The 26,195-nt window shown below is 39.6% G+C and carries 28 protein-coding genes and 1 other annotated feature (1 of these 29 running past the window's edge); of the genes, 2 read left to right on the top strand and 26 right to left on the bottom strand.

What is annotated here, in order from left to right; all coding sequences use genetic code 11:
* Window positions 1–8 precede the first annotated feature (8 nt).
* The 7 genes from dtd to CBM15_RS04845 all read right to left on the bottom strand — a co-directional run bounded on the left by dtd (window position 9) and on the right by CBM15_RS04845 (window position 9,203).
* Window positions 9–455, bottom strand: coding sequence for a D-aminoacyl-tRNA deacylase (gene dtd, locus CBM15_RS04875; RefSeq protein ID WP_087615958.1), 447 nt, complete (start codon window positions 453–455; stop codon window positions 9–11).
* A 19-nt stretch (window positions 456–474) separates the two neighbouring features.
* Window positions 475–2,670, bottom strand: coding sequence for a RelA/SpoT family protein (locus CBM15_RS04870; RefSeq protein ID WP_087615956.1), 2,196 nt, complete (start codon window positions 2,668–2,670; stop codon window positions 475–477).
* A gap of 195 nt (window positions 2,671–2,865) precedes the next feature.
* On the bottom strand, window positions 2,866–3,378 hold the full coding sequence (locus CBM15_RS04865) for an adenine phosphoribosyltransferase (protein ID WP_008407673.1): 513 nt from the start codon (window positions 3,376–3,378) through the stop codon (window positions 2,866–2,868).
* 16 nt (window positions 3,379–3,394) lie between these two features.
* Window positions 3,395–5,716, bottom strand: coding sequence for a single-stranded-DNA-specific exonuclease RecJ (gene recJ, locus CBM15_RS04860; protein WP_087615955.1), 2,322 nt, complete (start codon window positions 5,714–5,716; stop codon window positions 3,395–3,397).
* A 218-nt stretch (window positions 5,717–5,934) separates the two neighbouring features.
* Window positions 5,935–6,300 (bottom strand): LapA family protein, encoded by a 366-nt coding sequence (locus CBM15_RS04855; RefSeq protein ID WP_087615953.1) that lies wholly within the window; start codon window positions 6,298–6,300, stop codon window positions 5,935–5,937.
* A gap of 105 nt (window positions 6,301–6,405) precedes the next feature.
* On the bottom strand, window positions 6,406–8,679 hold the full coding sequence (gene secDF, locus CBM15_RS04850; RefSeq protein WP_087615951.1) for a protein translocase subunit SecDF: 2,274 nt from the start codon (window positions 8,677–8,679) through the stop codon (window positions 6,406–6,408).
* Between the two features lie 215 nt (window positions 8,680–8,894).
* A complete protein-coding gene (locus CBM15_RS04845; protein WP_008407679.1) occupies window positions 8,895–9,203 on the bottom strand; it encodes a post-transcriptional regulator in 309 nt (102 codons plus the stop codon).
* A 132-nt stretch (window positions 9,204–9,335) separates the two neighbouring features.
* On the opposite strand from CBM15_RS04845, the gene CBM15_RS04840 reads away from it, so the two are divergent.
* Window positions 9,336–10,805, top strand: a complete 1,470-nt coding sequence (locus tag CBM15_RS04840; protein WP_239534689.1) for a putative polysaccharide biosynthesis protein — start codon at window positions 9,336–9,338, stop codon at window positions 10,803–10,805.
* On the opposite strand, the gene CBM15_RS04835 is transcribed toward CBM15_RS04840, so the two are convergent.
* The 8 genes from CBM15_RS04835 to CBM15_RS19600 form a co-directional block, all read right to left on the bottom strand.
* Window positions 10,785–11,426, bottom strand: coding sequence for a DUF421 domain-containing protein (locus tag CBM15_RS04835; RefSeq protein ID WP_014823350.1), 642 nt, complete (start codon window positions 11,424–11,426; stop codon window positions 10,785–10,787). The two genes, CBM15_RS04840 and CBM15_RS04835, sit on opposite strands and share 21 nt — an antisense overlap.
* Before the next feature lie 97 nt (window positions 11,427–11,523).
* Window positions 11,524–11,784 carry a preprotein translocase subunit YajC gene (yajC, locus tag CBM15_RS04830; RefSeq protein ID WP_008405239.1) on the bottom strand — a complete coding sequence of 87 codons (261 nt, stop codon included), beginning with the start codon at window positions 11,782–11,784 and terminating at the stop codon, window positions 11,524–11,526.
* Between the two features lie 129 nt (window positions 11,785–11,913).
* The gene (tgt, locus tag CBM15_RS04825) at window positions 11,914–13,071 is read right to left on the bottom strand and encodes a tRNA guanosine(34) transglycosylase Tgt (protein ID WP_008405238.1); all 1,158 of its coding nucleotides are present in this window, start codon (window positions 13,069–13,071) and stop codon (window positions 11,914–11,916) included.
* 116 nt (window positions 13,072–13,187) lie between these two features.
* A complete protein-coding gene (gene queA, locus CBM15_RS04820; RefSeq protein ID WP_014823347.1) occupies window positions 13,188–14,225 on the bottom strand; it encodes a tRNA preQ1(34) S-adenosylmethionine ribosyltransferase-isomerase QueA in 1,038 nt (345 codons plus the stop codon).
* Between the two features lie 15 nt (window positions 14,226–14,240).
* Window positions 14,241–15,245, bottom strand: coding sequence for a Holliday junction branch migration DNA helicase RuvB (gene ruvB, locus CBM15_RS04815; protein WP_087615947.1), 1,005 nt, complete (start codon window positions 15,243–15,245; stop codon window positions 14,241–14,243).
* A 15-nt stretch (window positions 15,246–15,260) separates the two neighbouring features.
* Window positions 15,261–15,881, bottom strand: a complete 621-nt coding sequence (gene ruvA, locus CBM15_RS04810) for a Holliday junction branch migration protein RuvA (protein ID WP_008405232.1) — start codon at window positions 15,879–15,881, stop codon at window positions 15,261–15,263.
* A 152-nt stretch (window positions 15,882–16,033) separates the two neighbouring features.
* Window positions 16,034–16,816, bottom strand: a complete 783-nt coding sequence (locus CBM15_RS04805) for a phosphotransferase (protein ID WP_087615945.1) — start codon at window positions 16,814–16,816, stop codon at window positions 16,034–16,036.
* A 50-nt stretch (window positions 16,817–16,866) separates the two neighbouring features.
* Window positions 16,867–17,937 carry a LysM peptidoglycan-binding domain-containing protein gene (locus CBM15_RS19600; RefSeq protein WP_087615943.1) on the bottom strand — a complete coding sequence of 357 codons (1,071 nt, stop codon included), beginning with the start codon at window positions 17,935–17,937 and terminating at the stop codon, window positions 16,867–16,869.
* A gap of 124 nt (window positions 17,938–18,061) precedes the next feature.
* Between CBM15_RS19600 and CBM15_RS04795 the strand changes: the two genes are divergently transcribed.
* Complete coding sequence (locus tag CBM15_RS04795) at window positions 18,062–18,589, top strand: transcription repressor NadR (protein WP_014823343.1); 528 nt, start codon at window positions 18,062–18,064, stop codon at window positions 18,587–18,589.
* Between the two features lie 52 nt (window positions 18,590–18,641).
* Here the strand turns inward: CBM15_RS04795 and CBM15_RS04790 are convergent, their stop codons facing one another.
* From CBM15_RS04790 to rplU, 11 genes are all read right to left on the bottom strand, one after another.
* Window positions 18,642–19,934, bottom strand: coding sequence for an FtsW/RodA/SpoVE family cell cycle protein (locus CBM15_RS04790; protein WP_087615939.1), 1,293 nt, complete (start codon window positions 19,932–19,934; stop codon window positions 18,642–18,644).
* Window positions 19,924–20,319: a helix-turn-helix transcriptional regulator gene (locus CBM15_RS04785; RefSeq protein WP_087615937.1), complete on the bottom strand. Its 396-nt coding sequence runs from the start codon at window positions 20,317–20,319 to the stop codon at window positions 19,924–19,926. Before CBM15_RS04785 ends, CBM15_RS04790 begins: the two co-directional genes overlap by 11 nt.
* Complete coding sequence (locus CBM15_RS04780) at window positions 20,312–20,857, bottom strand: sigma-70 family RNA polymerase sigma factor (RefSeq protein WP_087615935.1); 546 nt, start codon at window positions 20,855–20,857, stop codon at window positions 20,312–20,314. The genes CBM15_RS04785 and CBM15_RS04780 overlap by 8 nt, the downstream gene beginning before the upstream one ends.
* 400 nt (window positions 20,858–21,257) lie before the next feature.
* Window positions 21,258–21,647: a thiol-disulfide oxidoreductase DCC family protein gene (locus CBM15_RS04775; protein ID WP_087615933.1), complete on the bottom strand. Its 390-nt coding sequence runs from the start codon at window positions 21,645–21,647 to the stop codon at window positions 21,258–21,260.
* A 10-nt stretch (window positions 21,648–21,657) separates the two neighbouring features.
* A complete protein-coding gene (gene pheA, locus CBM15_RS04770; RefSeq protein ID WP_087615932.1) occupies window positions 21,658–22,530 on the bottom strand; it encodes a prephenate dehydratase in 873 nt (290 codons plus the stop codon).
* Window positions 22,531–22,703: 173 nt separating this feature from the next.
* Window positions 22,704–23,159: an ACT domain-containing protein gene (locus CBM15_RS04765; protein ID WP_008405215.1), complete on the bottom strand. Its 456-nt coding sequence runs from the start codon at window positions 23,157–23,159 to the stop codon at window positions 22,704–22,706.
* Window positions 23,160–23,176: 17 nt separating this feature from the next.
* On the bottom strand, window positions 23,177–24,466 hold the full coding sequence (obgE, locus tag CBM15_RS04760) for a GTPase ObgE (RefSeq protein WP_087615930.1): 1,290 nt from the start codon (window positions 24,464–24,466) through the stop codon (window positions 23,177–23,179).
* Between the two features lie 12 nt (window positions 24,467–24,478).
* Complete coding sequence (locus CBM15_RS04755; RefSeq protein ID WP_087615928.1) at window positions 24,479–24,994, bottom strand: Spo0B domain-containing protein; 516 nt, start codon at window positions 24,992–24,994, stop codon at window positions 24,479–24,481.
* A gap of 189 nt (window positions 24,995–25,183) precedes the next feature.
* Window positions 25,184–25,480, bottom strand: coding sequence for a 50S ribosomal protein L27 (gene rpmA / locus CBM15_RS04750; protein WP_008405208.1), 297 nt, complete (start codon window positions 25,478–25,480; stop codon window positions 25,184–25,186).
* Between the two features lie 13 nt (window positions 25,481–25,493).
* Window positions 25,494–25,835 carry a ribosomal-processing cysteine protease Prp gene (locus CBM15_RS04745; RefSeq protein ID WP_008405207.1) on the bottom strand — a complete coding sequence of 114 codons (342 nt, stop codon included), beginning with the start codon at window positions 25,833–25,835 and terminating at the stop codon, window positions 25,494–25,496.
* A gap of 16 nt (window positions 25,836–25,851) precedes the next feature.
* The gene (gene rplU, locus CBM15_RS04740; RefSeq protein WP_008405205.1) at window positions 25,852–26,160 is read right to left on the bottom strand and encodes a 50S ribosomal protein L21; all 309 of its coding nucleotides are present in this window, start codon (window positions 26,158–26,160) and stop codon (window positions 25,852–25,854) included.
* Between the two features lie 14 nt (window positions 26,161–26,174).
* Window positions 26,175–26,195, bottom strand: a sequence feature (ribosomal protein L21 leader region) (it continues 57 nt past the right edge of the window).

Below are 26,195 nucleotides of genomic sequence, written 5' to 3'. Positions count from 1 at the left end.
TTCATCGATTATTTACCTTTAGACTCAATCGTGATTGTTACAGGGCCATCATTAATAAGCGCGACATCCATCATTGCACCAAAAACACCTGTTTCAACATGTAAACCATTCGCCTTTAACTGTTCGTTAAGTGCTTCCCATAACGGCTTTGCTTGTTCCGGTCTTGCCGCTTCAACAAAACTTGGTCGCTTCCCTTTTCGAGTATCGGCATATAGTGTAAATTGGGAGATTGATAAAATGTCACCCCCTGCTTCAGCAATGGAACGATTCATCTTGCCGTCCTCATCTTCCCAAATACGCAAGTCGGTAATTTTTTTCGCTACATATGCGATATCCTCTTCTGTATCACTATGTGTAATGCCAACTAGCAGTACATAGCCTTTTTGAATAGCACCTGTTACTTGTCCATCGACTGTAACAGATGCCTGTTTTGAACGTTGTAATATTACGCGCATCTTTTCCCCCTACTATCTATTAATTAATTACACGCTGAACCGAATAAATATCCGGTAGCTGTTTAATTTTTTCGACAACACGATGTAGTCCCGAAATATTGGTGATGGCAATCGTTAAATGAATCGTGGCAATTTTTTCACGATCCGCACGGCCTGTAACTGCCAATATATTGGTTTTCGCTTCACTGACAGCATGCATGACATCATTTAAAATTCCTGGACGGTCGAATGCAGAAATCTCGATATCTACTGGGTAGTCTTTCCGGATTTGTGTGCCGTCATTTTCCCATTCCACTTCAATAAGACGCTCCAGGTTTCCATCCTCCTGGATGTTCGGACAATCTGCACGGTGTACTGAAACACCACGACCTTTCGTAATAAAGCCGACAATATCATCACCTGGTACCGGAGTACAGCAACGTGATAAACGAATTAATAAATTATCGATTCCTTTAACTATAACACCTGATTCCGTCCGTTTTTTCGGTGTCGGGTTATTCATGCTTTTAACGATTTTTTCGAGCGCTTCTTCCTGTTCACGCTCTTTGCGCATTTTTTCTGCCAGACGATTGACGATTTGCTGAGCCGTTATTCCGCCTACGCCTACAGCTGCATATAAATCATCTTCATGTGTATAGTTGAATTTTTCAATAACCCGTTTAATATTTTCGGTTGTTAAGACTTCCTTCATATCAAACTCCTGAGCCTTAATTTCTTTTTCAACGAGTTCTTTCCCTTTAACAACGCTCTCTTCACGCACATGCTTTTTGAAAAATTGCTTGATTTTGTTTTTCGCCTGCGAACTTTGTGCAATCTTGATCCAGTCTCGGCTCGGGCCGAATGATTGTTTCGATGTTAAAACTTCTACAATATCCCCAGTTTTTAAAGGCGTATCAAGCGGTACCATTTTACCGTTTACTTTTGCACCAATTGTTTTATTCCCGACTTCCGAGTGAACGCGGTAAGCAAAGTCGATCGGCACAGAACCGGATGGAAGCTCAATAACGTCCCCTTTTGGCGAGAATACATATACCATGTCCGAGAATAAATCGAATTTCAGCGATTCCATAAATTCTGCTGCATTCGACGATTCATTTTGGAACTCCAGAATTTCACGGAACCAAGTCAGCTTTTGATCAATTGTTTCAGCATTTTGTTCAACGGTTTTGCCTTCTTTATAAGCCCAGTGTGCGGCGATACCGAACTCCGCTATTTTATGCATTTCCTTCGTACGGATTTGCACCTCAAGCGGATCCCCATATGGTCCGATGACAGTTGTATGTAGGGATTGGTATAGATTTTGCTTTGGCATCGCAATATAATCTTTAAAACGTCCCGGCATCGGCTTCCATAATGTATGGATAATCCCGATTACCGCGTAGCAATCTTTAATACTATCGACTAAAATACGTACAGCCAGTAAATCATAAATTTCATTAAACTGCTTTTTTTGAAGGACCATTTTGCGGTATATGCTGTATAAATGTTTCGGACGCCCAAAGATATCCGCTTCAATTTCCACTTCTTTCAGCTGAGAATTGATTTCGTCCATCACGTTATCCAAATAAGCTTCCCGTTCATCACGCTTTTTCTTCATCAAGCTGACGATCCGGTAGTACTGCTGCGGATTTAAATAACGTAATGCCGTATCCTCCAGCTCCCACTTCACTTTCGAAATTCCTAATCTGTGTGCTAATGGTGCGAAAATTTCAAGTGTTTCCTGTGAAATGCGGCGTTGTTTTTCAGCAGGCAAATGCTTTAATGTCCGCATATTGTGTAGACGGTCTGCCAGCTTAATTAAAATCACCCGAATATCCTGAGCCATTGCGACGAACATTTTTCGGTGGTTTTCAGCCTGCTGCTCTTCTTTTGACATATATTTAATTTTCCCAAGCTTCGTTACCCCGTCCACAAGCTTGGCTACTTCTTCACTAAACTCGTTTACTAGATCTTCGCGTGTCACTTCCGTGTCTTCCACGACATCATGCAAAAATCCTGCTGCCACTGTTTCAGGATCCATCTGCAGCTCAGCCAAAATACCCGCCACTTGTACCGGGTGAATAATATATGGTTCTCCTGAACTGCGGAATTGCTCTTTATGTGCTTCTTTCGCTACCTCATATGCTTTAACAACAAAGGTAACATGTTCTTCGTTCATATAAGATTTGACGAGCTCGAAAACATCTTCGGGCGCCAATATTTGTTCTTTCGCCATTATGAGTCCACCTGTTCTTTCTATTTTCGCTTTAAGTATAAGTTCAATTGTATAAAAGATATCTACTAAATGTAAAGGCACGTGGGCATTTAGTTTTGCAGAAAGTCGAAATTTGTAGAATTATTGAACAGCTTCTAGTATAGAACTCATTGAAAAAAACTATCCCGCAAAGTTTTTGCAGGATAGTTCAGTGAATTAATATTGAATTAAAGTTTTAATTGGAATATTGTTGATTTTGTTACGGCCATTCAATTCTGTAAGTTCGATAATAAATGCTGCACCTACTACTTCGCCGCCTAATTGTTCGATTAAGCGAACTGTTGCTTCAACTGTACCGCCTGTTGCAAGCAAATCATCACAGATTAAAACTTTTTGACCAGGCTTCACAGCATCTTTATGCATTGTTAATGTGTCTGTACCATATTCCAAACCATAATCTGCAGAGATGACTTCACGTGGAAGTTTTCCTGGTTTACGAACTGGTGCGAAACCGATTTCTAATGCATAGGCTACAGGACAACCAATAATAAATCCGCGTGCTTCCGGACCTACGATGATTTCAGCGCCAACTTCCTTCGCATATTTTACAATTTCATCAGTCGCATATTTATATGCAGGACCATTATCCATGATTGTTGTAATATCTTTAAAGCTGATGCCCTCTTTCGGCCAATTTTCAACTGTTGTTACGTATTGTTTTAAATCCATTCTTCCTATGTCCTCCTCAAGAACTCAATCGTTCATTAAACCATTGCTTGAGTTCGCTGTATGTGGCATATACCAGTTTTTGCTCAAGTTCGATTTGTTGTGAACGCAATTTATATGACGTTGCTTCGGATAATGCTTTTTTCGGTGCATTTTCGTTTACTGTCGTCAAACCATTCTCTATTGTAACAAATCCTAGCTCAAAAAACACTTTTGTCATAAATTTAATTACTTCTATATTTAGTCCGATATGTTCGGATAATTGTCGAATATGTTCTTTCAAGTTAAAAGCCGGACGTTTTTTCAGGAATCCATAATACCATTTAAAGTGTTCCCTTGTCGGCATGCCATTAAAATACGCTGATTGGTCTGTATATAAATGTGCATAGATTCGTTCAATTTGAACGTCTTGCAGTAATTTTTCCAATGCCGCTACATTTTCCGGCAAATCGAGCAATACGATATTTTTGTGCAGTTTTTCGGTTTCCGTTTCAATTGTGAAATTAATAATTTCTTTCGGAATTTCCTGTTCAAAGTGCAGTTTTGTCTGTTGGGAAAAAGCAATAAAATCTGTTTTTTCCACATGAATTTTAGCAAGCCAGTTTGCGGTCTTGCTTTTCCCACGGTAATCGTACAGCTGCCATTCATTGACCCGAACATCCTGAATCATGAATTGCGGTTTTTTATTTCCCTGCCATTCATTGATTTGCAAATCACCAACCAATGATAATGCAACACCATATGAAATTTCATCATGTAAAAAACCTTTATTGAACCCAATTGCATCAAGAGTACGATACGGATCTTCCAATTCCATTTTCAGATGATTTTCACCGGAACCGATTTTGCGCATCGATTTTACTTTTACATCCTGAATACCAAAAACCGGTTTCGGAAATTCTGTACCAAATGGAGCCAATTGCCGCAGTTCTTCAATCGCCTCAACGGTAATTTCACTTAGCTCTATCGGTACATCAATTTGCATGTTTTGCACAAGCTGCTCTTCTGTTAAACAAAGTTTAGCCTGTTCGTTTAACCGGGTACGTAATGATGCCACATGTTCAATCGGTAACGTCATCCCTGCTGCCATTGGGTGGCCGCCGAAATGTGGTAAAATATCACGGTTTTTTGCCAACTCATTGTACAGATGGAACCCTTCAATACTTCTTGCAGAACCCTTAGCAATCCCCTTTTCATGATTAAGTGAAAGAACGATTGTCGGACGGTAATATTTTTCGACTAATCGCGATGCAACGATCCCGACAACCCCTGGATTCCAGCCTTCCCCTGCTACGACCAGAACAAGGGAATCTTTTAATGAAGCATCTTCTTCAATCATGGCCATTGCTTCATTTGTAATGTCTTCCACAATTTTTTTCCGTTCAGTATTTTTATCATTCAATTGGGTAGCCAATGCATTTGCCTGAAGCGGGTCTTCGCTCATTAAAAAGTGTACTCCCGGCTCGGCACTGCCTAGTCGTCCGATTGCATTCAGGCGGGGGCCAAAATAAAAGCCAACAGTTTCTTCATTGATGTCTTTCTTGTTTGCCCCTGATGCATCGCAAATGGCCTTTACCCAAGGATTTGGAGACTGCTTTAACGCCTGTAAACCGCGCTGTACTAAATAGCGATTTTCGCCAACGAGCGGCACTAAATCGGCAATAGTCCCAACTGCCACATATTCAAATAGATGATCAGGCAACTCGCCGTACAATGCATGTGCCAATTTAAAGGCTACCCCTACCCCTGCGAGTTCTCCAAACGGATAATGACCTTCTGGTACACGCGGATGGATGATGACATTGGCATCCGGTAAAATGTCACCCGCTTCATGGTGATCGGTAATAATCACATCCATACCAAGCTCTCTTGCCATTTTTACTTGTTCAATCCCGCTTATCCCATTATCGACCGTAATAATTAAATTTACGCCATCTTCATAAGCTTTTTTGAAAAGTTCTTCATTCGGTCCATATCCATGAATAAACCGATCCGGAATGACAAAACTGACATCTGCCCCAAGATCAAGTAAAGCATTTAGCAGCACAGTTGTACTTGTAATACCGTCCGCGTCGTAATCGCCATATACCAGAATCTTTTCTCCATGATCCAATGCCTGTTCAATGCGCATAACTGCGTCGTCCATACCAGCCATTAAAAATGGATCATGATACTGGGTTTCATCAATTTTCAGTAATGGTTTTGCCTCTTCTATCGATGTGCAGCCACGTGCAATTAAAATTTTTGCTGCAATCGTTGAAATATTCAGCTGTTCACTGAATTGTTTTACTAGCTGCTCATCTTGCTTTGTTATTGTCCATACTTTTTGTGACTGTATCATATATATTCACTTCCTCACGCAGTTCATTATAACGGAAATCTATCATGTTTCCCAAAGTTTCTTCTGATATTACTAGAAATATTGATACGAAAATTTAATAATTCTGCTAGTTAAAATGACCATACGTTTTCTTAAATGAATCTATTAAACAAAAAAAAAGCTATTTGGAACGATGTTCACGTTTCAAATAGCTGCTATAGATCAGCATCACATATTATCTACTCTTTCTGAATTTTATCGCCACCCGAGATTTCTTCGGTTATAAATGCGGAAGCACCCTGTTCCCGAAGCTCGTTTTTCAGTCGGATAATCTCTGCATCTTTTTCATTAATCAGTACATGTGCTGCTTCAAGATCTTTTCGAACTGCTTTCGTCCGCCTTTTTCCTCCGTACATACGGAATGCCGAAAAACAAAAACTGATGATAAAACCGATTAATACCGATCCTAAAATAACTAATATCAATGGCCAGCGTGCTTCTCCAAAGACATAATTAACCTGTACGCTATCCACATTAACTGTAGCAAAAATGGCAATAATAATAGCAAAAATAAGTCCAACTACTAATGTCCATTGAATTTTCATAATGAACCTCCTCTCAAGTCTTATTTTAAAAATTTATTCCTTTTTTTCAGTGAGGGTAAACAAAAACCGCGTAATTTGCCCGAAAGCATTACGCGGTTCATATCTTTATACTTGTGGCTCGTCTGAACCCCATTGTTTTTTCTCTTTTTTCACAACAGAAGTACCTTTTTTGTCCATTTCACGGCATTTCAGTGAATACCAAACTTGTGCCGCGATACAGATTGAAGAGTAAATCCCTGTAACTAACCCGATCAATAGAGCGATTGAGAAGTTTTGAATTGATGGAGCACCTAGGAAAATAAGTGCAATTACTACAACAATAACCGTCAATACTGTATTAACAGAGCGTCCCATCGTTTGACGAAGTGATTTGTTGACGATTAATGCCAGCTCTTCTTTCGTCGTAATTTTTTCGTGACGGTCGATATTTTCGCGGATCCGGTCAAACGTTACAATTGTATCGTTAATCGAATAACCGACAATCGTTAATACCGCAGCGATAAACGTAATATCTACCTCTAGACGCAGTATACTGAAAATCACGATAATAAAGAATACATCATGCAGTAATGAAACAATCGCCCCTAGACCCATACGCCATTCAAAGCGGATCGCCACATAAATAATGATACCGAGTGCCGCCAGCGCCAATGCATACATTGCATTTTTCGCCAGTTCTTTCCCTACTGTATCCGATACTGTACTTAAGCTTGGCTCATGTCCGTATTTTTCATTTACCTGCTCTTTAAAATCAAGTACTTGTTGTTGAGAGAAGTCATCTTTATAGCGCATTACGGCGATTGTCTGATTATCGCCTGAAATCACGACATCCTCGTTTGCAAAACCGATTTCATTCAGATAATCCTTCACTTCTTCTTGTACCAGCGCTGTATCAGATTTAATCTCTACACGCGTACCACTTGAGAAATCGATTCCTAAATTCAGTTTGAATACACCAAGCACAACAATCCCTGCAACTAAAATGATTGTAGATATCGCATAGAATTTTTTACGATTTCCAACGAAGTCTAATTTATCGAATTTCGTTGATAAATCCAATGAAGTGATTCCTTCATCAAGTGAATGCTGTTTCGATCTGCTAATTCCGAACCATGCCGGATTATTGAAGTAACCGCTGTTTACAAGCAGTCCCTGTAGTACACGAGAACCCCATACAGCTGTTACAAATGATAGTAAAATCGAAATAATTAATGTCGTTGCAAACCCTTTAACTGAACTTGTCCCGTAGTAGAACAATACGGCAGCAGCAAGTAAAGTTGTCAATTGCGCATCAATGATTGCTGATAGTGATTGTTTTGAACCTAATTTAAATGCGTCTTTTACTGAATGGCCAACACGCAGTTCTTCACGAATACGCTCAGCTGTTAAAATATTTGCATCAACGGCCATCCCGATTCCTAATACGATCGCGGCGATACCCGGTAATGTTAATACAGCATTAATACCGTTAAAGACGATTAACACTAAATATGTGAAAACCGATAAAGTAATAATTGAGATAAACCCTGGTAAACGGTAGTAAAGCAGCATGAACAGGAAGATTAACAGTACGCCGACAACCCCTGCGAATACTGTATCATTCAAAGCATCTTCACCGAATTGTGCCCCAACCGATGTTGAATAAATCTCCGTTAACTTAACAGGTAATGAACCTGCATTAAGTATAGAAGCAAAGTTTTTCGTTTCATCTACTGTGAAGCTACCAGAAATCATAACATCTGTTGTATTTAATACTTGAGTAACAGAGGCTGCAGAAACAAACTTTTGCTCTTCAGGTGGCTTTTTGCTTTCTTCAGCGTAAGAATCTACGCCCTCTTCAAAGTCCAGCCAAACAACTAATAAGTTATTCGGTGCGCCCATGCTCATGACTTTTTGCGTCACTTCTGCGAATTTCGCCGCATCTTTCAATGTTAAAGTTACAATTGGCTGGTTTTGCTGATCAAATGAAGGCGCTGCGCCACCTTCCTTTAAATCTGTACCATCCAATAAAATATTATCATTTACATCACGGAAAGTTAAATTCGCTGTACTCGATAATAGCTCACGAGCAGAATCCTGATCTGCTAATCCTGCTAGCTGTACACGAATTCGGTCTTCTCCTTCGATTTCAATGCTTGGCTCACTAACACCAAACTCATTAATACGATTGTCTAATGCTTTCGTTGTGTCCGCCAATACACTCTGCGTAATCTTTTGTCCTTGATCAAGTGCTTCCACTTCATAAAGTACTTCAAATCCACCTTGAAGGTCCAATCCAAGTTTTACATCGTTTAAAACCTTCTCTACCGTTGTGCCCATCCCTGTAAATAGCAATGCTACGACAAGAACGAACGTAATGATACGGTTTGCTAATTTCATTAAAAAATCCTCCTCAATATCACACGAAACGCGGTGTGATGTAAAACGTAAAAATTACCTTCCACAAACTATGTATTCATTTCAATAATTTTCTGAATCACTTTTCAAAAATAACAATCCGATAGTTTGAAAAGCACAACACTCTCATTATGAAACAGCTTATGGAAACTGTCAAATTATTACTAGATAATTTATTATATTATTCTTATTTTTCCCTACTCTTTAAGCGGATGGAACAAACCTTGCAGCTCTTCATTGGAAAGCTTTAAGTTCAATTCATTGCGCTTAAAATCCTTTATTTGCATATAGCTTAACACTTCCGAAGCAGTTGCACCGAAAATGCCTGCTGTCAGCTCATGCAATCGCATATTTTGCACATCTCTTTTGCGCCACACCTTATCGATGCAATATTTCCATAAATCTTGTTCTGTTATCGAATCATATCCATAGTAATGAAATTCCTCGATTTTGTTCGTCAATATAAGCTGTACCTTCTCGTAAAGGCCGAAAAATGGAATTTGCATGTCGATCACTCCTGAACTTAGGTTTTAACTGCGATTACTACTGCATACTTTATTGTATATGAATGAAATTAAATTGAGAAGGGAGAAAGTAGAAGTTATTTGGGCTCATTTCTAAAAGGAACATTATTTTTAATGTTTGTCATATTTATTTCAAAATGTCTCGGGTTTATGTACAGAATGCAGTTTATGCGTATTGCCGGGGAGGAAGCGGTCGGACTCTATATGACGGCTTACCCGACATTTATATTTTTCATCTCGCTAATTCAATTAGGTATTCCGATTGCCATCTCTAAGCTGATTGCAGAATACCACGCGAAACGGAAAACGGAACATGTCACATCGGTAATGAAAACTGCAATCAAAATTTCGGCCATATCAATTATTTTATTTAGCCCATTCATTTATTTTGCTATTCCGTATATCGCAAAAGTGCTTTTACATAATGAAAACCTTATTTTCACTCTTTATATTAGCCTTTTCACAATTCCGATCGTTATTTTTTCAAGCTTAATAAAAGCATATTTACAAGGTTTAGCGAAAATTGCACCAACTGCATGGGCACAGCTTCTTGAGCAGCTTGTACGAATTGGTCTCATTGTCGTATTATTGCCGTACTTTATTTCAGAGTCGCCTGCATTGACGGCAGCAGCCGCTATGGGAATAACAGCAATTGGTGAAGTTTTTTCATTACTGTTTTTAGCGATCTTTTATAAACGCTCGAGTAGAATGTTCAAAAAGGGGTCAACAGGCACTTCCTTTACAAAACCGATTTTTAATATTGCACTGCCTTCAGCGGGCAGTAAATTGTTTGGTACCTTTACATGGTTTTTGGAACCAATCATTTTCTTAAAAGCACTGACGGTTTCAGGAGTGGCTGCAGGCGCGGCAACTACATTGTACGGTATCATCTCAGGTGTGCATATACCATTACTCTTGTTTCCGGCTTTCATTCCTGCTGCATTGGCAATTGTACTCATTCCTGCCGTTAGTAGCGCACTAGCCAGCAATAATTACCCGTTGCTGAATAAACGCATTACACATTCATTACGACTATCTTCTTTAATTGGCTGTATGGCCGCTACTGTGTTTTTCATACACGGCGATGAGTTGACTATGGTACTGTTCCATCTTGAGGAAAATCGTGGCTATATGAAAATATTGGCTCCTATTTTTTATTTTTATTATATACAGAGTCCGCTTCATTCCATCTTACAAGCACTAGATGAAGCACAGGCTGCCATGATGAATTCCATCTATGGGGGAATAGGGAAACTATTTTTACTGTTTTTCCTTGCCTCACAACCTGCCATTCAGGAAAAAGGCGCGATTATCGCTATAGGTTTTGGCGTATTGATTACGTCCTTCTTACACATCGCTTCTATTAGACAGCAGAAAAAGATTAATGTAGGTTTCCGCTTCTTCGTTCTGCCGTATGGTATTTTCATCCTTACTTGTTTTGTACAGCCGATCATTGCTGCCGGAATGCCGCTTATCGTAAGCGTTGCAATTACGATTGGGTTTGTCTTGCTGTTACTGTTCATTACAAAACAAATCCGTTTTAACGATTTCCATTATCTTCGTTCAATATTTTCGCGCTCGTAATTGGACAAACCACTTTCCGTCTTCATAACTGCAGTAGAATATATCGCGTATATTGGGATAACCGTTTACCAATAATTCATGAACGAGCCATTTTTCATCTTTACCAATAATTTTTAAATGTCTTTTGTCAACATAGCCATCCAAAATGAGAGGTAAAATAAATCCGCCCTGATCTTTTTGGTAAATCGATAGCTTTCCGGATTGCTCCAAAAAAGCGTAGGCAACATCCTGCACAGAGCATACTCCCTGTTCACGTAATTGTTGGAGTAAATCGTCGAGATTATAGCGCTGCTTTTTCATTTCCGCTTCACAAATATATCCGTCGCGGATAACAAGCGACGGATCGCCTTCAATAAAGTCGCGCAGTTTTTTATTTTTTAATATGAGCCAGGAGTTTAAATATTGAATCAAAAATAATAAAATTATCGGTAAAATGGCTTTAAAGAACTGCCTGTCATAATCGTCCAAGGCGATTGCAGCTACTTCAGCCATCAATACGAATATTGCCAAATCCACAATACTGAGCTCACCAACTTCACGCTTGCCCATAAGGCGGAAAACAACTAGTAAAATAACATATAAAACAATTGTTCGAAATATAATTAATGTATAATCTTCCAATTGATTCACCTCTCATACAATAGCTTGTTCGAAATTGCATGAAAAATACAAAAAAGCTTGTGGAAAATTAAACTCCACAAGCTTTTTTATGTAACGTTTAAACCGATTCTATACGGCCAATTGCTTGGCGTTCGAATTTTAAACGTGTATTTCCGTCAACTAATAAATAGACAGTCGTATCTTCAATTGCATCTACTTCTCCGTGTAAGCCACCTACAGTAACTACTTTATCACCACGTTTTAAGCTGTTTTGCATTGTAGCAGTTGCTTTTTGACGTTTTTGTGCCGGACGAATTAAAATGAACCACATCGCAACAAACATTACGATAATCGGTAAAAATTGTACTAAACCTTCCATTTTCAAATTGCCCCCTTTCTCTATCTCTTTCTCACTTACCTAGTATAGTATAGAATTGCAGGTTTTTGCGCAAAAAACTCTTTTTTTTCTCAAAAAAATTATATTGAATTTCGAATTTCGAACATATTTTTAGAAATTTTTAGCATTCGGTTTATTGTAACCGTACTTTTCAAAGAACTCTTCTTTGAAATCGCCTAGACGGTCTTCGCGGATTGCCTGGCGTACATCTTCCATTAATTTAATAAGGAAGCGTAAGTTATGGTATGACGTTAAACGTAAACCGAATGTTTCTTCTGTACGCAATAAATGACGCACATACGCGCGTGTATAATTTTTACATGTGTAGCAATCGCAATTTTCATCGATTGGCGTAAAGTCTTTTGCATATTTCGCATTTTTGATGACCATACGTCCTTCAGATGTCATCAATGTACCGTTACGTGCAATACGTGTTGGTAATACACAGTCGAACATATCGATGCCGCGCATTGCTCCATCGATTAAAGAGTCAGGTGAACCGACACCCATTAAATAGCGTGGTTTATCTGCCGGCATCATTGGTGCAGTAAAGTCCAATACTTTATTCATAATATCTTTCGGCTCTCCAACTGATAAACCGCCGATTGCATAACCAGGGAAATCGAGCTCTACTAATGCTTCTGCCGATTTACGGCGCAGCTCTTCATATTCCCCGCCTTGAATAATACCGAATAGCCCTTGCTCTTCCGGGCGTTGATGTGCTTCTTTACAGCGTTTTGCCCAACGTGTTGTGCGGTCAACAGATGCTTCCATGTATTCGTATGTTGCCGGGAAAGGCGGACATTCATCAAATGCCATCATAATATCAGAACCTAAGTCGTTTTGGATTTCCATCGCTTTTTCCGGTGATAAAAACAGCTTGTCGCCATTTAAATGGTTTCGGAAATAAACGCCCTCTTCTTCGATTTTACGGAACTTAGATAATGAGAACACTTGGAAACCGCCTGAATCAGTTAGAATTGGACGATCCCAGTTCATGAATTTATGCAGTCCACCTGCTTCTTTCACGATATCATTTCCTGGACGCAACCATAGGTGATATGTGTTAGACAGAATAATACCTGCATTCATTTCTTTTAATTCTTCAGGGCTCATTGCTTTTACTGTCGCTTGTGTACCAACTGGCATAAATGTTGGTGTTTCAAAGGAACCGTGTGGTGTATGGACAATACCTAAACGCGCACCTGTCTGTGCACATGTTTTAATCAATTCATAACGAATTGGTGGTTGTTTTGTTGTTTCAGTCATATAAAAAAATCCTCTCGTTTCTAAAGTAAATACAGTACTTCGAATGAAAACACCTACTAAGTTTAGTAGGTGTTGCACAAATTATTATTGTATATAGGTTTTTGTTTAATTGCAAATTACTTAGCCGGACGGATAAACATGGCATCGCCAAAGCTGAAGAAACGGTATTTTTCTTTAACGGCTTGTTCATAAGCGTTCATAATTGTTTCTTTCGAAGCGAGTGCGCTGACAAGCATCACTAATGTTGACTTCGGTAAATGGAAGTTTGTAATCAGGCCGTCGATTGCTTTATATTCATAGCCCGGATAAATGAAAATATTTGTCCAACCATGAGAAGCGACAATTTTACCGTCATTTTTCGATGCAACGGTTTCAAGAGTACGGGTTGAAGTTGTCCCTACCGAAATAACTTTGCCTCCAGCTTGTTTGACACGTTCAATTACAGCCGCTGCCTCTTCTGACACACTGTAAAATTCAGAGTGCATATCATGGTCCTCAATCGAATCCACACTGACAGGTCGGAATGTACCAAGTCCCACATGCAGTGTAATAAATACGACTTCAACACCCTTTGCTTTAATCGCTTCAAGTAATGGCTGTGTAAAATGAAGGCCCGCTGTTGGTGCTGCTGCAGAACCGCGCTCTTTCGCATAAACCGTTTGATAACGATCTTGGTCTTCCAACTTTTCACGAATATATGGCGGTAATGGCATTTCACCCAGTTGGTCTAAAATTTCATAAAAAATCCCGTCATATGTGAATTTAAAAGTACGGCCACCGTGATCCAGTTCACCTGTGCAGGTCGCAGTCAACAGCCCATCACCAAATGTAACGACAGTGCCTGTTTTAACACGTTTTGCAGGTTTTACTAACGTCTCCCACTCATCGTCATTTGTCTGTTTTAACAGCAACAATTCAATGTTCGCGCCAGTATCTGCTTTAACACCCATTAAGCGTGCAGGTAATACACGTGTATCATTCAGTACAAGGCAATCCCCTGCATTTAACTCATCTAAAATATGACCGAATGTGTGATGCTCCACTTCCAATGAGTTTGGATTTACTACCATTAAACGACTCGCTGTACGATCCAATAATGGTGTTTGGGCAATTAATTCCTCTGGTAAATAAAAATCAAAATCTTCTACTTTCACGTTCAAAACTTCCTTCTATTCTTTTTGTGTCTGCGGATAACCGAAATGGTCGTAACAAAGATTTGTCGCGATTCGGCCGCGTGGTGTTCGTTGAATAAATCCGATTTGCAATAAATATGGTTCATATACATCTTCAATCGTAATACGCTCTTCTCCGATCGATGCCGCTAATGCATCCAATCCGACAGGACCTCCGCCAAATCGTTCAATCATTGACTGCATCAATTTATGATCGATATGATCAAGTCCTCGTGGATCAACTTGCAGCAGTTCGAGTGCCTGTTCCGCCAAATTTGTGGAAACAATGCCATCTGCCAATACTTGTGCATAGTCACGGACACGTTTTAACAATCGATTTGCGATACGAGGTGTCCCTCGGGATCTGCGGGCAATTTCAAATGCCGCATGCTTATCCAGCGCAACACCAAACAATTCACCGGAACGGATAACAATTTCGGCTAATGATTGTTCATCATAATATTCCAATCGCGATAATACACCAAAACGGTCACGAAGCGGTGCAGATAAAGCACCTGCTCTCGTTGTTGCACCAACGAGTGTAAATGGCGGCAACTCCAATCGGATTGAACGGGCTTCAGGACCTTTTCCGACTACGATATCCAGACAGAAATCTTCCATCGCAGAATAAAGCACTTCTTCAATCGCTCTTGGCAGGCGATGAATTTCATCGATAAAAAGCACATCCCCTGCTTCAAGAGAGCTTAAAATCGCGGCTAAATCACCAGGTCGCTCAATCGCAGGACCGCTCGTCATCTTTACATTTACATCCATCTCGTTCGCTATGACAATCGCTAACGTCGTCTTCCCTAAACCAGGTGGACCATAAAGGAGAACATGGTCAAGACTTTCCTGACGTAGCTTAGCGGCTTCGATAAATATTTTCAGGTTTTCTTTCACTTTATCTTGGCCTATGTATTGCGCTAAACGTTGCGGTCTTAAAGAAAGCTCAAACTGCTGCTCGGCATCTGTTGCTTCACCAGAAAGTACACGGTCTGACATGCTTCTCACTCCTTTTTATTTCAATTTCAACAACAGCTTCAATGCCTGTTTAATATAGGCGTCTGTTGTCGTTAACTTATCGTCTTCACTTAATTGCGGTCTGATTTTGTCTAATTCCTTTTCTGAATAGCCTAATGCGACAAGTGCCAGCATCGCTTCCTGCAATTCATGTTCATTCGGATTCACTCCAAACAATGGCAGCTCATTTTCTGCACTTGGTAACTCGACGTGATCAAGCAGCATGTCCAGCTTCCCTTTTAGATCGAGAATCATTTGACGTGCTGTTTTTTTCCCGACGCCCGGGAAACGGATTAAAAATGCTTCATCTTCCATTTCAATTGCCTGAATGACTGAAGTCGGATTACCGCTCGCTAAAATAGCAAGCGCGCCTTTTGGACCGATGCCCGATACTTGAATCAGCTTTTTAAATAATTCACGCTGCTCCAAACTATTGAATCCGTATAAATTTTGGGCATCTTCACGCACTTGCAAGGATACATATATTTGCTGTTCGCTTGCAGATGTACGGAATGCAAATGGATTTGGCGTATACAGCATCCAGCCAATGCCTTGTTGCTCTAATACAATATACTCGGGTGTAACCCTGGTAACCTGTCCTTTTAAATAATCATACATCGTTTTATCCCTCACATTTCTCGCTCTATTATAGCATAAGAGTTGTGAATTACCGAACGTATGTTGGTTCAAAAAGAAAAGACCGTCCTTTAAGACAGCCTTTAATAGTTTATCATATTCTTCTCCATCTAACATCGATTATAAACTGCCAATTAATTTTGCAATGTATCGATCTGTCTTGCAAAAGAATCGTAATTTTTCATCCAGTCATAAACAATCGATTGAATAAACGGATAGCAGGAAAGCTTTTGACGGTCGCTGAGTTTCAGATAAAACAGACATTCCCTTAATATTTCATTCGGGAAAAACAGATAATGAAGCTTTTCCTGCGCTTTATGCAAATAATGGTGGTCATTTACAAGCGGTTGTATTTCATACTGAACATGCGGCAATACGCGATGAAGCCATAAAATAATTTCATCTGAGGCTTCCCCTAAAGAAGCTAAATCAAAATCAATAAGTTTCACGTCTTCACCACGTAGCATCACATTATGATGAACAACATCCCCATGTAAAATCGTTTGCTTTTCACTCGGAACTGTTATTTGAGCCATTAAACCTAAGGCATAGGAAGCATGGTTGACTAAAATATCATAATTGCTTTTTAATAAACGTCTTAGTTCTCTTTCATGATGGATAAAACGCTCAAATCTCCTCTTCCACTTCTCCTCTAATCGATATGTGGACAAGATGCCTGTTTCCGCCCAAGGAATGACTTCACATGTTTCATGCAGTTTTTCGATTGCATGCAGGGAAAGCTGCTGATGTTCAAATCGTTTATACTCCGCACTTTTCCCTTCAAACCAAAACTGCTTTAATATATGCGGCTCTTCATTTTCTACAAGTGGAATATGATATGGAAATTGTATATTTTCAAGCTCTCGATGAATCGCTTTAACTTTTTGCGCCACAAAACCATTCTCATAATACTTCATAAAAAAGGACCCTTTATGTGTATCCCACTTCCAGCAATTCTCTTTAATTACTATTGACATGACTTAGGCGGATGTGGCATTTGGTGCATTTGGGGCATCGTATTTGCTGGATATGGCATCATGTGCTGCATTGAATTTTCTTGATATGGCATCATGTGTGGGTAACAAGGGTTTGGTTGACGCATCATGTGGTCAATTTCTTCATAATACTGGTGCACTAGGTGATCTTTATCATGGCAATGATCTTTCTTTAATGAAGACTCTTCATTAAAAATCGGCTGCATTTGCATTTGCATCGGCATCGACATCTGCATTGGCTCCATGTACATATTTGGTTGCATTTGCATCGGGGATTCCATTGCCATTTGGTTACATTTTGAACATCCATGCATTTGAGGCATCGGCATTGGATGCATGTGCATTGGCATTGATTGCATGTGCATCGGAGATTCCATTGCCATTTGATGACATTTTGAACATACTGGCATTTGTGGCATCGGCATTGGCATTGGCATTGGCATTTGGTGACATGTTGGACACACAGGCATTTGCGGCATCGGCATCGGCATTGGCATTGGCATCGGCTGAATATAGTGTGGTTGTTCGATAAAAATCGGTTGCTGTGGTTGCTGCGGAGGTTGTTGAATAACCGGTTGCTGTGGCAATGGCATTGGTTGCGGTGCTGTCACCGTATTTTCAAATGTCGGCTGAACATGTACATGTGTTTGCCAGTTTGGCATTGGCATTGGCATCGGCATCGGCTGTGGTGCCGGTGGCTGGAAATAAATATCCCCTTGCCAAATCGGTTTTTGCGGCTGTGGCATCGGCATAGGTGTTGGTGCAGGCACTGGTGCCGGCTTAACGATTTGCTCTTTCTTCGGTGCTGGAGCTGGTGCAGGCATTTGTACCGGCTGCTCTTTAACAGATTTCGGCTGTTCTTTCACAGGTTGCCGCATTTCTTTTTTCGCTGTCGTGTCCGGTAAATAAATTTCCATTCCCGGAACAATATAATCAGGGTTTGCTAAATGGGCATTTAATCGCTTTAATTCATCAAAGCCAACCGCGTATTGCTTCGCGATTTTCCACAAAGTGTCTCCCTTTTGAACAATATGAACGCGCACTTCTTTCCTCCTTTTCTCGTAATAGCATATGCACAAATTGTGCTATTGCCACAATGTTCACGCTTAGCCAGCGGTAAATATGATAAGATGAAAAGGAACTGGTATGCTAATTGAGGTGATTATATTGAAAAAATTATTAGGTGAAGAACGGCGTTTGGAACTGCTTGCATTGTTAAAAACGGCTGAACAGCCAATGACAGGTACGGATTTGGCGAAGCGTACAAATGTTTCAAGACAAGTCATCGTCAATGATATGAATTTATTGAAAGCACGAAATGAACCGATTGTAGCAACAAGCCAAGGGTATATTTATATGCACAATGTCCAGCAAACACGCCTTCAACGAAAAATTGTATGTATGCACAATCCAAATGAGGCAAAAGAAGAACTTTTCATATTGGTCGATTGTGGGGTTATGGTCGAAAGCGTTATAGTCGAGCATCCGGTATACGGAGAAATTACCGCTTCAATTATGGTATCAAACCGCTTGGAAGTGGAGCATTTTGTAAAACGCGTCCAAGAAACTAATGCCCTTTATCTTTCTGCATTAACGGACGGTACACACTTACATGTCATTAGCTCAACATCTGAAGAAAGCTTGAATCTGGCAGAAGAGAAATTACGTCAGCGCGGGTTTTTGATTGAAAACTAAGATAAAACAGCTTATTCAAAAGACACCCTGTCACATGAATAAGCTGTTTTTCTTATGAATAGTTCTGCTGCACTCCACTCCCTATGAATGTTTTCCGGCGATACACGCTTAGTGCAATCCCGATGACAAATGAGTTTATTAGGAGAGATGTAAAACCGTAACTTATAAAAGGAAGCGATAATCCGATAATCGGCAACCAACCAAGAATCATTGCCACAGAATATCCAAACTGCATGCAATAAAAAGATACTGCTCCTATTACAAGCAATTTGCCATATGAACGGGCTAATTGTTTTGCTTTCCAAAGTATACGAATTGCGATGGCGAATAATACCGTTACGACAGCAATTCCTGCAATGTAACCAAATTCCTGGATAAGCTGTACTAAAGCAAAATCTGTATGCCCTTCCGGAATATATCGAATCGTCTCTGCCCCAAACCACCCAGCTTCATCTAATGCATTTTTGATTGCCAGATAAACATAGCCTTCCTGTGTAGCATAGCTTTCTGGATTCAGAAAAGCATAAATACGTACAAGCTGGTAATGGTGCAGCTGCGGAGTAATCAAAAACATTGCACTAGCGATTAGGCCGATCCCAGTTAAACTTGTCATAATTTTCGATTTCAGCGAGTAGTCACTTAAATAAAATAAAATAGTAACGACCCCTGCATAAATAAGGGCTGCTGTCAGGTTTGGCGCACTTAAAATAAACCATAACGGCAAAACAAATAAGACGATTAACTGCCAACTTTTAAATTTTTTTTGTGTAAAAAAGCCTGTCCAAGCAATGAGCAGCAACGGTAAAACGGTCCAAGCCTGAATCTGTATCGGCCCTACCATTAAATAGCTTTGACCGGAAACTGTAGTTGTTGGAAAATAATTTAATATCATTAACAAAATAAGTGCACTCAAATATATAGCTAAACTGAAACGTTCCAGCTTCCGATAATCGATATACATCAGTGCTGCAATCAATATGACGGCACAAAGAAGGTGCAGCCATTTGTTTCGAATAAAATAATCAGTCATATCTGCCCCAAAAATAACGGTACTATCAAATGTTAAAATCGGGATAAAGCTCGCCCCTAATAGAATAGCAACTAAACTAATCAGCAGCCAATCGACTTTCGGCCGGTGAATCTTGTCCATCGATTTTCCGAGTGCGGATGGTGAGCCCATTTCATCTATTGCTTTTCGTTCCGCTTCATCGGGTGTATACCCTTTTTTTAACCAGGCATTTTTCGAATGTTCTATATGGTGCTTTAATTCATCATATACATGTACCTGAGCTTCTTTTGAACGAATAAAGGCTGTTACTTTATTTAAAAAATGTTCACTCTGCATGCATACGCACCCCCAATAGACGTTCCTTCACTGTCAGTTTGATTTGTCCCTCTTGCTGTAACTGTTTTTTTCCGGTCTTCGTTAACTCATACCGCTTAACGCCGTCTGTCCAATTTGCGAGCACAAACCCATTCCTTTCCTGTTCATGAAGAATTGAATAGATGATTCCCTCATTATTGATTACAGCCTGTATTCCCCTTACATGCAGTAATTGCGTAATTTCAATACCGGACTTTGCTTCAATTAAAAGTGATAAAATTACCTTTTTCAGCTCATCGATGTTTAACTGTCGTTGGACATTTTCTTTATGCTGCTCTGTGAACTTTGTGCTGGAAAATGCAGTGCGATCCATGGCTTTTTTTAAATTTTTTAAACGATCATCCATTTTCTTCACGCTCCAGATGTTTTTTTAATAGCTGCTTTCCTTTTCTAAGCCTTGTTTTTACCGTGTTTTCACTAATTTGCAGTACTTCGGCCATTTCCTTCATCGTCTGATCTTCGTAATAGCATAAATAAATAACTTCACGGTATTTGACCGGCAGTGTCATGACCGCCTTGACTAAGTTATCATCTTCCTGCTGCTGTATGACTTCTTGTTCAACGGACATACCGCTTTCTACTTTCATAAAAACTTCATCATCTTTTGCTTCGACATTTTTGGCATACCAGCTTTTCAAATAATCTTTTGAATGGTTTATTGCAATGCGCCAAAGCCATGTTTTTAACGATGAACCATATTGAAAAGAAGGAAGTGCCTTGTAGCATTTCACGAAAATTTCCTGCGTCAGATCCTCGGCAACCGAGTGATTATGTACATATTGCATAACAAGCTTTAATATTTCTTCTCCGTACTGTTGCATTAATTCATCTATAATCATTTCATTTGATAAATTAGCGGTATCATTAATTAAATAACTTTCCACCGAAATACCTCCTTTCATCAATTAGACGAGCCCCGTTTTAGGAAAGTTTGATTTTCATAAGGAAAATTCTAATATAATTACAGAACTTCTAAAAAAACTTTTTATCTTCTAATAAATTGCCGATTTTCTAATATATCGTTTGGATGTTCTAATAATGGGTTACTTTTTTCTAATATCGCAGCTGGATTTTCAAATATCCTAATGATATTTTCTAATATCCCACAGCAATGTTCTAATATGTACGTCACGTATATTCTTTTTCAACCCTCCACCTTCAGAATTCAATAAACCCATTGCATTTCCTAATAAAAGCCACATTTCTTCTAATAACCGCACCCCACTGTTCTCATAAAAATCCGAACAAAAAAAGCACTCCGCATGAAGCAGAGTGCACATATAATTATAAAAATCGTTTTCGCTGTTCCGGTGACGGTAACATGCATTCCTGCTTTTTCCCGAACCATTTGTAGCGATTTTTGGCAATCCAGCGATACACAAGATCACGAACGGGTTTTGGTACAACTACAAATACGTAAAACAGCTTCCACAAACCAGATAAGTTTCGTGTAATTTTAAGTGCGGCCGTCGATTCCGTAAAATGCTGGTCGTCTTCTATAAACACAATACTATCTGTGTTTTCCGGCACATCATACTCTTTTAACAATGCCCTTCCAATTTCACTTTGCAGCGACGCAAACTGAAACAATGCTTTCGGGTCACGTTTAATAATAAACTGGACACTTGCATCACAGAAATTGCACTCTCCATCAAATAATAGGATTCGCTTCATGCTCTTCACCTCACTCTGGTGTGACGTATGTATAATATGTACCGAGTGACTTCACTTTGCAGCCTAGTGCTATCAGTTCTTCCACTGCACCTTTCATCATCGGTTCCTCTTCATCTGCTAGTATATCAGTAATGAAGAAATAATTCCCGAGTCCAGTTTTAAGTGGTCGTGATTCAATCTTACTCAAGTTCAGTTTACGCCATGCAAATACCGAAAGTACTTGATGAAGCGCACCAGATACATCTGTCGGTAATGTAAGCATAAACGTAGTTTTCGGTTGTGCCTGCAACGGTACTAAACCATGCTTTGTATTTTGCTTCGATAAAACGAAGAAGCGCGTATGATTAAAATGGAAATCATGGATATTGTGTTCGAGTATATGTAAATTATATTTTTCAGCGGCAGAAAAGTTCGCAACGGCAGCAATACAGCGGTCTTCTGTTTGGGATACAAGCTCTGCTGCGGCGGCAGTTGAAGAATACGATGTCTGTCTTATCCCTCCATGATTATAATATAAATATTTATGGCACTGTGCTAAAGCATGCGGATGTGAATAAATCTCCTCGATTGCCTCTTTATTTTCCGCAAACTTTTTATTCACTAATAAATGCTGCTGAATTTTCGACATCACTTCAGCTGTAACGAAAAGCTCGGATTCATGGTACAAGTAGTCAATTGTTAGCGGAACAGAGCCTTCCAGCGCATTTTCCACCGGGACTACCGCCAGCTCAACTTTTCCTTCCGATACCGCTTCAATGCATTCCGGTATGGACTTATACGGAATATGCCAATCATGCGGAAATAGTCCCTTTGTTGCTAAATATGTAAATGATGCTTCCGGACCTAGGTAAGCAACTCTTTTTTCCCATTTTTTTTCTGACATCAATAAGCACCTCGATCATAAGTTCTAAATTTTCTGGAAATTTATCCTATAAGAAAAGCTGTCCAAAATGCCCTAAAACACATTGGACAGCAATTTTATTTATTATATCCTGATGTATTTGCACCGGAACATCTCACTTTTTCTGTTAAGCAACATTTCTCTTCAAAGGAAAGTTAAAATGCGCCAGAACTGATTACTTCAGCAGATTCTATAAATTCAAGCTGATTTAAGCTGCGAATAAGTTCATCCAGCTCATAAGACATGCTTGTCACATCTAAAGAAAGTGTCACATTGGCACGTCCTTGAATCGGAATCGTCTGGTGAATCGTCAGAACATTGCAATGTGCATCAGATACAGTTTCGAGTAATTTGGCAAGTGTACCTTTTCGATCTTGCAATTGAATGAAAACCGTTAAAATACGCTCTTGCACAATCGAATGGAAAGGAAAAACTGCATCACGATATTTATAAAATGCGCTTCGAGATAAATCCACTTCTTTTACCGCATCCCATATAGATGAAACAGATCCTTTTTGCAATAATTGTTTTGCTTCCAATGTTTTTTGCATCGCATCTGTCAGGACATCTTCACGCACTAAATAATATCGCTGATTTGCTACGTTTTTCATCGTCATCCCCCACTTAATTAGTCGACAAAGTCAAATTCGAATTCCATTAAACGTACAGTATCGCCGTTTTGGGCACCGCGTTTACGTAACTCTTCATCGACACCCATCGCACGTAATTGGCGAGCAAAGCGTCGAATACCGTCTTCACGGCTGAAGTCCGTCATTTTGAATAGGCGTTCGATTGTGTATCCTGACAGAACATATGCGCCATCGTCATCACGTGTAATTTCGAAGTCGCCGCCTTGGCCTTCATGCTTGTACATTACGACTGCATCTGATTCTTCTTCAAGTACATCATGTAATAAGAACTCCGGTGTCACTTCTAAAAGATCCGCAATTTCAAATAGTAATGGCTTTAATCCTTGACGAGAAACTGCTGAAACCGGTAAGACCTTTACATCTTCTCCCACTTTCTTTTTAAACTCTTTCAAGTTTTCTTCCGCATTCGGCATATCCATTTTGTTTGCAACGACAATTTGAGGACGCTCAAGTAATCGTAAGTTATATTGTTCAAGCTCGTTGTTAATTGTTACATAATCATCATAAGGTTCGCGGCCTTCCATACCGGACATATCGATTACGTGTACGATTACACGTGTACGCTCAATGTGACGCAGGAACTGCATTCCTAATCCGACACCTTGGTGCGCACCCTCGATAAGACCAGGTAAATCAGCCATTGCGAATGAACGGCCATCATCTGTTTCTACCATGCCTAAGTTCGGTACGATTGTCGTAAAGTGATAAGCGCCGATTTTAGGCTTTGCTGAAGAAACTACAGAAAGTAATGTTGATTTACCAACAGAAGGGAAACCAACTAATCCAACATCCGCCAATACTTTCAATTCTAAAATTACTTCCAGCTCTTGACCTGGTTCGCCTTTTTCGGCTAATTCTGGTGCTGGGTTAGAAGGTGTCGCAAAACGGCAGTTACCACGTCCGCCACGGCCTGCTTTAGCAATTACAGCTTGTTGACCATGTTCAACTAAATCGGCAATGACTGTTTTTGTTTCAGCATTCATCACAACTGTTCCTGGTGGCACTTTAACGATTAAATCTTCTGCGCGACGACCGTGCATCCCTTTACTCATTCCGTGCTCTCCACGTTCAGCTTTGAAGTGACGTTTGTAACGGAAATCCATTAGCGTACGTAAACCTTCTTCTACTTCAAATATGACGTTACCGCCTCGTGCTCCGTCTCCACCTGCAGGACCACCATTCGGTACATATTTTTCACGACGGAAGGCAACCATTCCATCCCCGCCGTCTCCACCTTTAACATAAATCTTTACGTGATCGACAAACATTTCTTTCACTCCTCATATGTGAAGAACATACTTCCAACTTGTATTCGTTTGTTCATATGTTTCCACATTAAAAATATTCTGTTCTATTGAAAATGACGACTGTTCCCATTTTCCCTTTAAATGAAATGAAATATTCCATTTCTCTTCATATGTTTCGATGTTTAACAGTAATTGATGCTCTTCATATGGATCAAGCTTGTCGTAAACATGAATAATTGTGTTTTCCAAGTATTGAACAATCGCTTCATCGTACTTGCTTTGTATTGGTGCGTTTACATTACTTGTCATGCTTAGTTGTAAAGCCGGATAACGCCAACTCAGGGTATGAAGCCATTCCACTGTTTCCGTTAATTGAAGTCGATTGATGTTCGAAAGCATTTTACAATGTTGAGACTGGTCAAAAATTACTTTTTTCGCCTCGTCCACTCGCCCTAAATCTAAGTTCATCTGGATTAAATGAAGCTGATTCAAATAGTCGTGATTCGCAAAGCGTAATGCTTCACTTACAGTTAATTTTGAAACGGTCATTTTACACACTCCGTATTACAGTATTATTAGTATAACAAGTTTTTCATCAATTTTCCTTCCATACTTCATACTCATGCCATATTCAATACTTAAGAAAATTTCAACCATCCATTTATAAAGGCATCTCTTCATTTTTGTGCAAAAACTTAAAAAAGGACTGCAATAAATGCAGTCCTTTCATTGCAAGAATTATGCTTCTTGAGCTGTAGGGTATACAGATACTTTTTTCTTGTCGCGACCATAGCGTTCAAATTTAACAACGCCGTCAACTTTTGCGAATAATGTATCGTCACCACCGCGGCCTACGTTTGTACCTGGGTAAATTTTTGTACCGCGTTGACGGTAAAGAATTGAACCACCAGTAACAAATTGACCATCAGCGCGTTTAGCACCAAGGCGTTTAGACTCAGAGTCACGTCCGTTTTTAGTAGAACCTACACCTTTTTTAGATGCGAAGAATTGAAGATCTAAAGTTAATAATAACATTCTGTTCCACCTCCTAGATCATTTTATATTTCAATTCGATATATTCTGAATAGCTCGCAGTCATTGTATAGAACTGTGTCACCATTGTGTTCAGAATAACTTGTAATTTAGCGTCTGTTTCATCATTCAGTTCAGCTTGTGGAACAGTTACTTTTAAGTAACCGCCTTCAGCACCTTGTTCGATTTCAGGAGTAATTCCTGTAATTTGCGGGATTGCATTCACTGCACCAAAGGCAACAGCAGAAGCACCAGCACAAACTAAATCTCGACCATAGATATCCGATAGAGCATGTCCTGAAATTTCAAATCCATACGATTTACGGTTTTCATCACTATAAATAGTTACTGTAATCATACCCATCACCTACTTATTAAGCGTTGATAGCTTCAACTACTAATTTTGTGTAAGGTTGACGGTGACCTTGCTTACGACGGTAGTTCTTTTTCGCTTTAAGTTTGAAAACAGTAATTTTCTTTTGCTTACCTTCTTTAACAACTTTAGCTGTTACAGTAGCGCCAGCAACTGTTGGAGCTCCAACTTTAACTGTTTCTCCACCTACGAATAAAACTTTGTCAAAAGTAACGATTTCGTCAGCAGCCACACCTAGTTTTTCAACATAGATTTCTTGACCTGCTTCAACTTTGATTTGTTTACCACCAGTTTCGATAATTGCGTACATTAAAATGCACCTCCTCTTAGACTCAGACTCGCCCG

The organism is Solibacillus kalamii (assembly GCF_002174535.1).
Classification (GTDB): Bacteria; Bacillota; Bacilli; order Bacillales_A; family Planococcaceae; genus Solibacillus; species Solibacillus silvestris.
This window is presented reverse-complemented; position numbering and strand designations above follow the sequence as displayed.

Excerpts from the sequence above, each read along its gene's own strand:
- CBM15_RS04775 (WP_087615933.1), bottom strand. The coding sequence starts at position 21,647 with ATGAAGCGAATCCTATTATTTGATGGAGAGTGCAATTTCTGTGATGCA.
- recJ (WP_087615955.1), bottom strand. The coding sequence starts at position 5,716 with ATGATACAGTCACAAAAAGTATGGACAATAACAAAGCAAGATGAGCAG.
- pheA (WP_087615932.1), bottom strand. The coding sequence starts at position 22,530 with ATGTCAGAAAAAAAATGGGAAAAAAGAGTTGCTTACCTAGGTCCGGAA.
- CBM15_RS04870 (WP_087615956.1), bottom strand. The coding sequence starts at position 2,670 with ATGGCGAAAGAACAAATATTGGCGCCCGAAGATGTTTTCGAGCTCGTC.
- CBM15_RS04765 (WP_008405215.1), bottom strand. The coding sequence starts at position 23,159 with ATGAAAAACGTAGCAAATCAGCGATATTATTTAGTGCGTGAAGATGTC.
- secDF (WP_087615951.1), bottom strand. The coding sequence starts at position 8,679 with ATGAAATTAGCAAACCGTATCATTACGTTCGTTCTTGTCGTAGCATTG.
- CBM15_RS04855 (WP_087615953.1), bottom strand. The coding sequence starts at position 6,300 with ATGAAAATTCAATGGACATTAGTAGTTGGACTTATTTTTGCTATTATT.
- CBM15_RS04845 (WP_008407679.1), bottom strand. The coding sequence starts at position 9,203 with ATGCAAATTCCATTTTTCGGCCTTTACGAGAAGGTACAGCTTATATTG.
- yajC (WP_008405239.1), bottom strand. The coding sequence starts at position 11,784 with ATGGAAGGTTTAGTACAATTTTTACCGATTATCGTAATGTTTGTTGCG.
- CBM15_RS04840 (WP_239534689.1), top strand. The coding sequence starts at position 9,336 with ATGTTTGTCATATTTATTTCAAAATGTCTCGGGTTTATGTACAGAATG.
- rpmA (WP_008405208.1), bottom strand. The coding sequence starts at position 25,480 with ATGTTATTATTAACTTTAGATCTTCAATTCTTCGCATCTAAAAAAGGT.
- rplU (WP_008405205.1), bottom strand. The coding sequence starts at position 26,160 with ATGTACGCAATTATCGAAACTGGTGGTAAACAAATCAAAGTTGAAGCA.
- CBM15_RS04790 (WP_087615939.1), bottom strand. The coding sequence starts at position 19,934 with ATGCAGAGTGAACATTTTTTAAATAAAGTAACAGCCTTTATTCGTTCA.
- CBM15_RS04865 (WP_008407673.1), bottom strand. The coding sequence starts at position 3,378 with ATGGATTTAAAACAATACGTAACAACAGTTGAAAATTGGCCGAAAGAG.
- tgt (WP_008405238.1), bottom strand. The coding sequence starts at position 13,071 with ATGACTGAAACAACAAAACAACCACCAATTCGTTATGAATTGATTAAA.
- ruvB (WP_087615947.1), bottom strand. The coding sequence starts at position 15,245 with ATGTCAGACCGTGTACTTTCTGGTGAAGCAACAGATGCCGAGCAGCAG.
- CBM15_RS04805 (WP_087615945.1), bottom strand. The coding sequence starts at position 16,816 with ATGAAGTATTATGAGAATGGTTTTGTGGCGCAAAAAGTTAAAGCGATT.
- obgE (WP_087615930.1), bottom strand. The coding sequence starts at position 24,466 with ATGTTTGTCGATCACGTAAAGATTTATGTTAAAGGTGGAGACGGCGGG.
- CBM15_RS04785 (WP_087615937.1), bottom strand. The coding sequence starts at position 20,319 with ATGGATGATCGTTTAAAAAATTTAAAAAAAGCCATGGATCGCACTGCA.
- CBM15_RS04755 (WP_087615928.1), bottom strand. The coding sequence starts at position 24,994 with ATGACCGTTTCAAAATTAACTGTAAGTGAAGCATTACGCTTTGCGAAT.
- ruvA (WP_008405232.1), bottom strand. The coding sequence starts at position 15,881 with ATGTATGATTATTTAAAAGGACAGGTTACCAGGGTTACACCCGAGTAT.
- dtd (WP_087615958.1), bottom strand. The coding sequence starts at position 455 with ATGCGCGTAATATTACAACGTTCAAAACAGGCATCTGTTACAGTCGAT.
- CBM15_RS04745 (WP_008405207.1), bottom strand. The coding sequence starts at position 25,835 with ATGATTACAGTAACTATTTATAGTGATGAAAACCGTAAATCGTATGGA.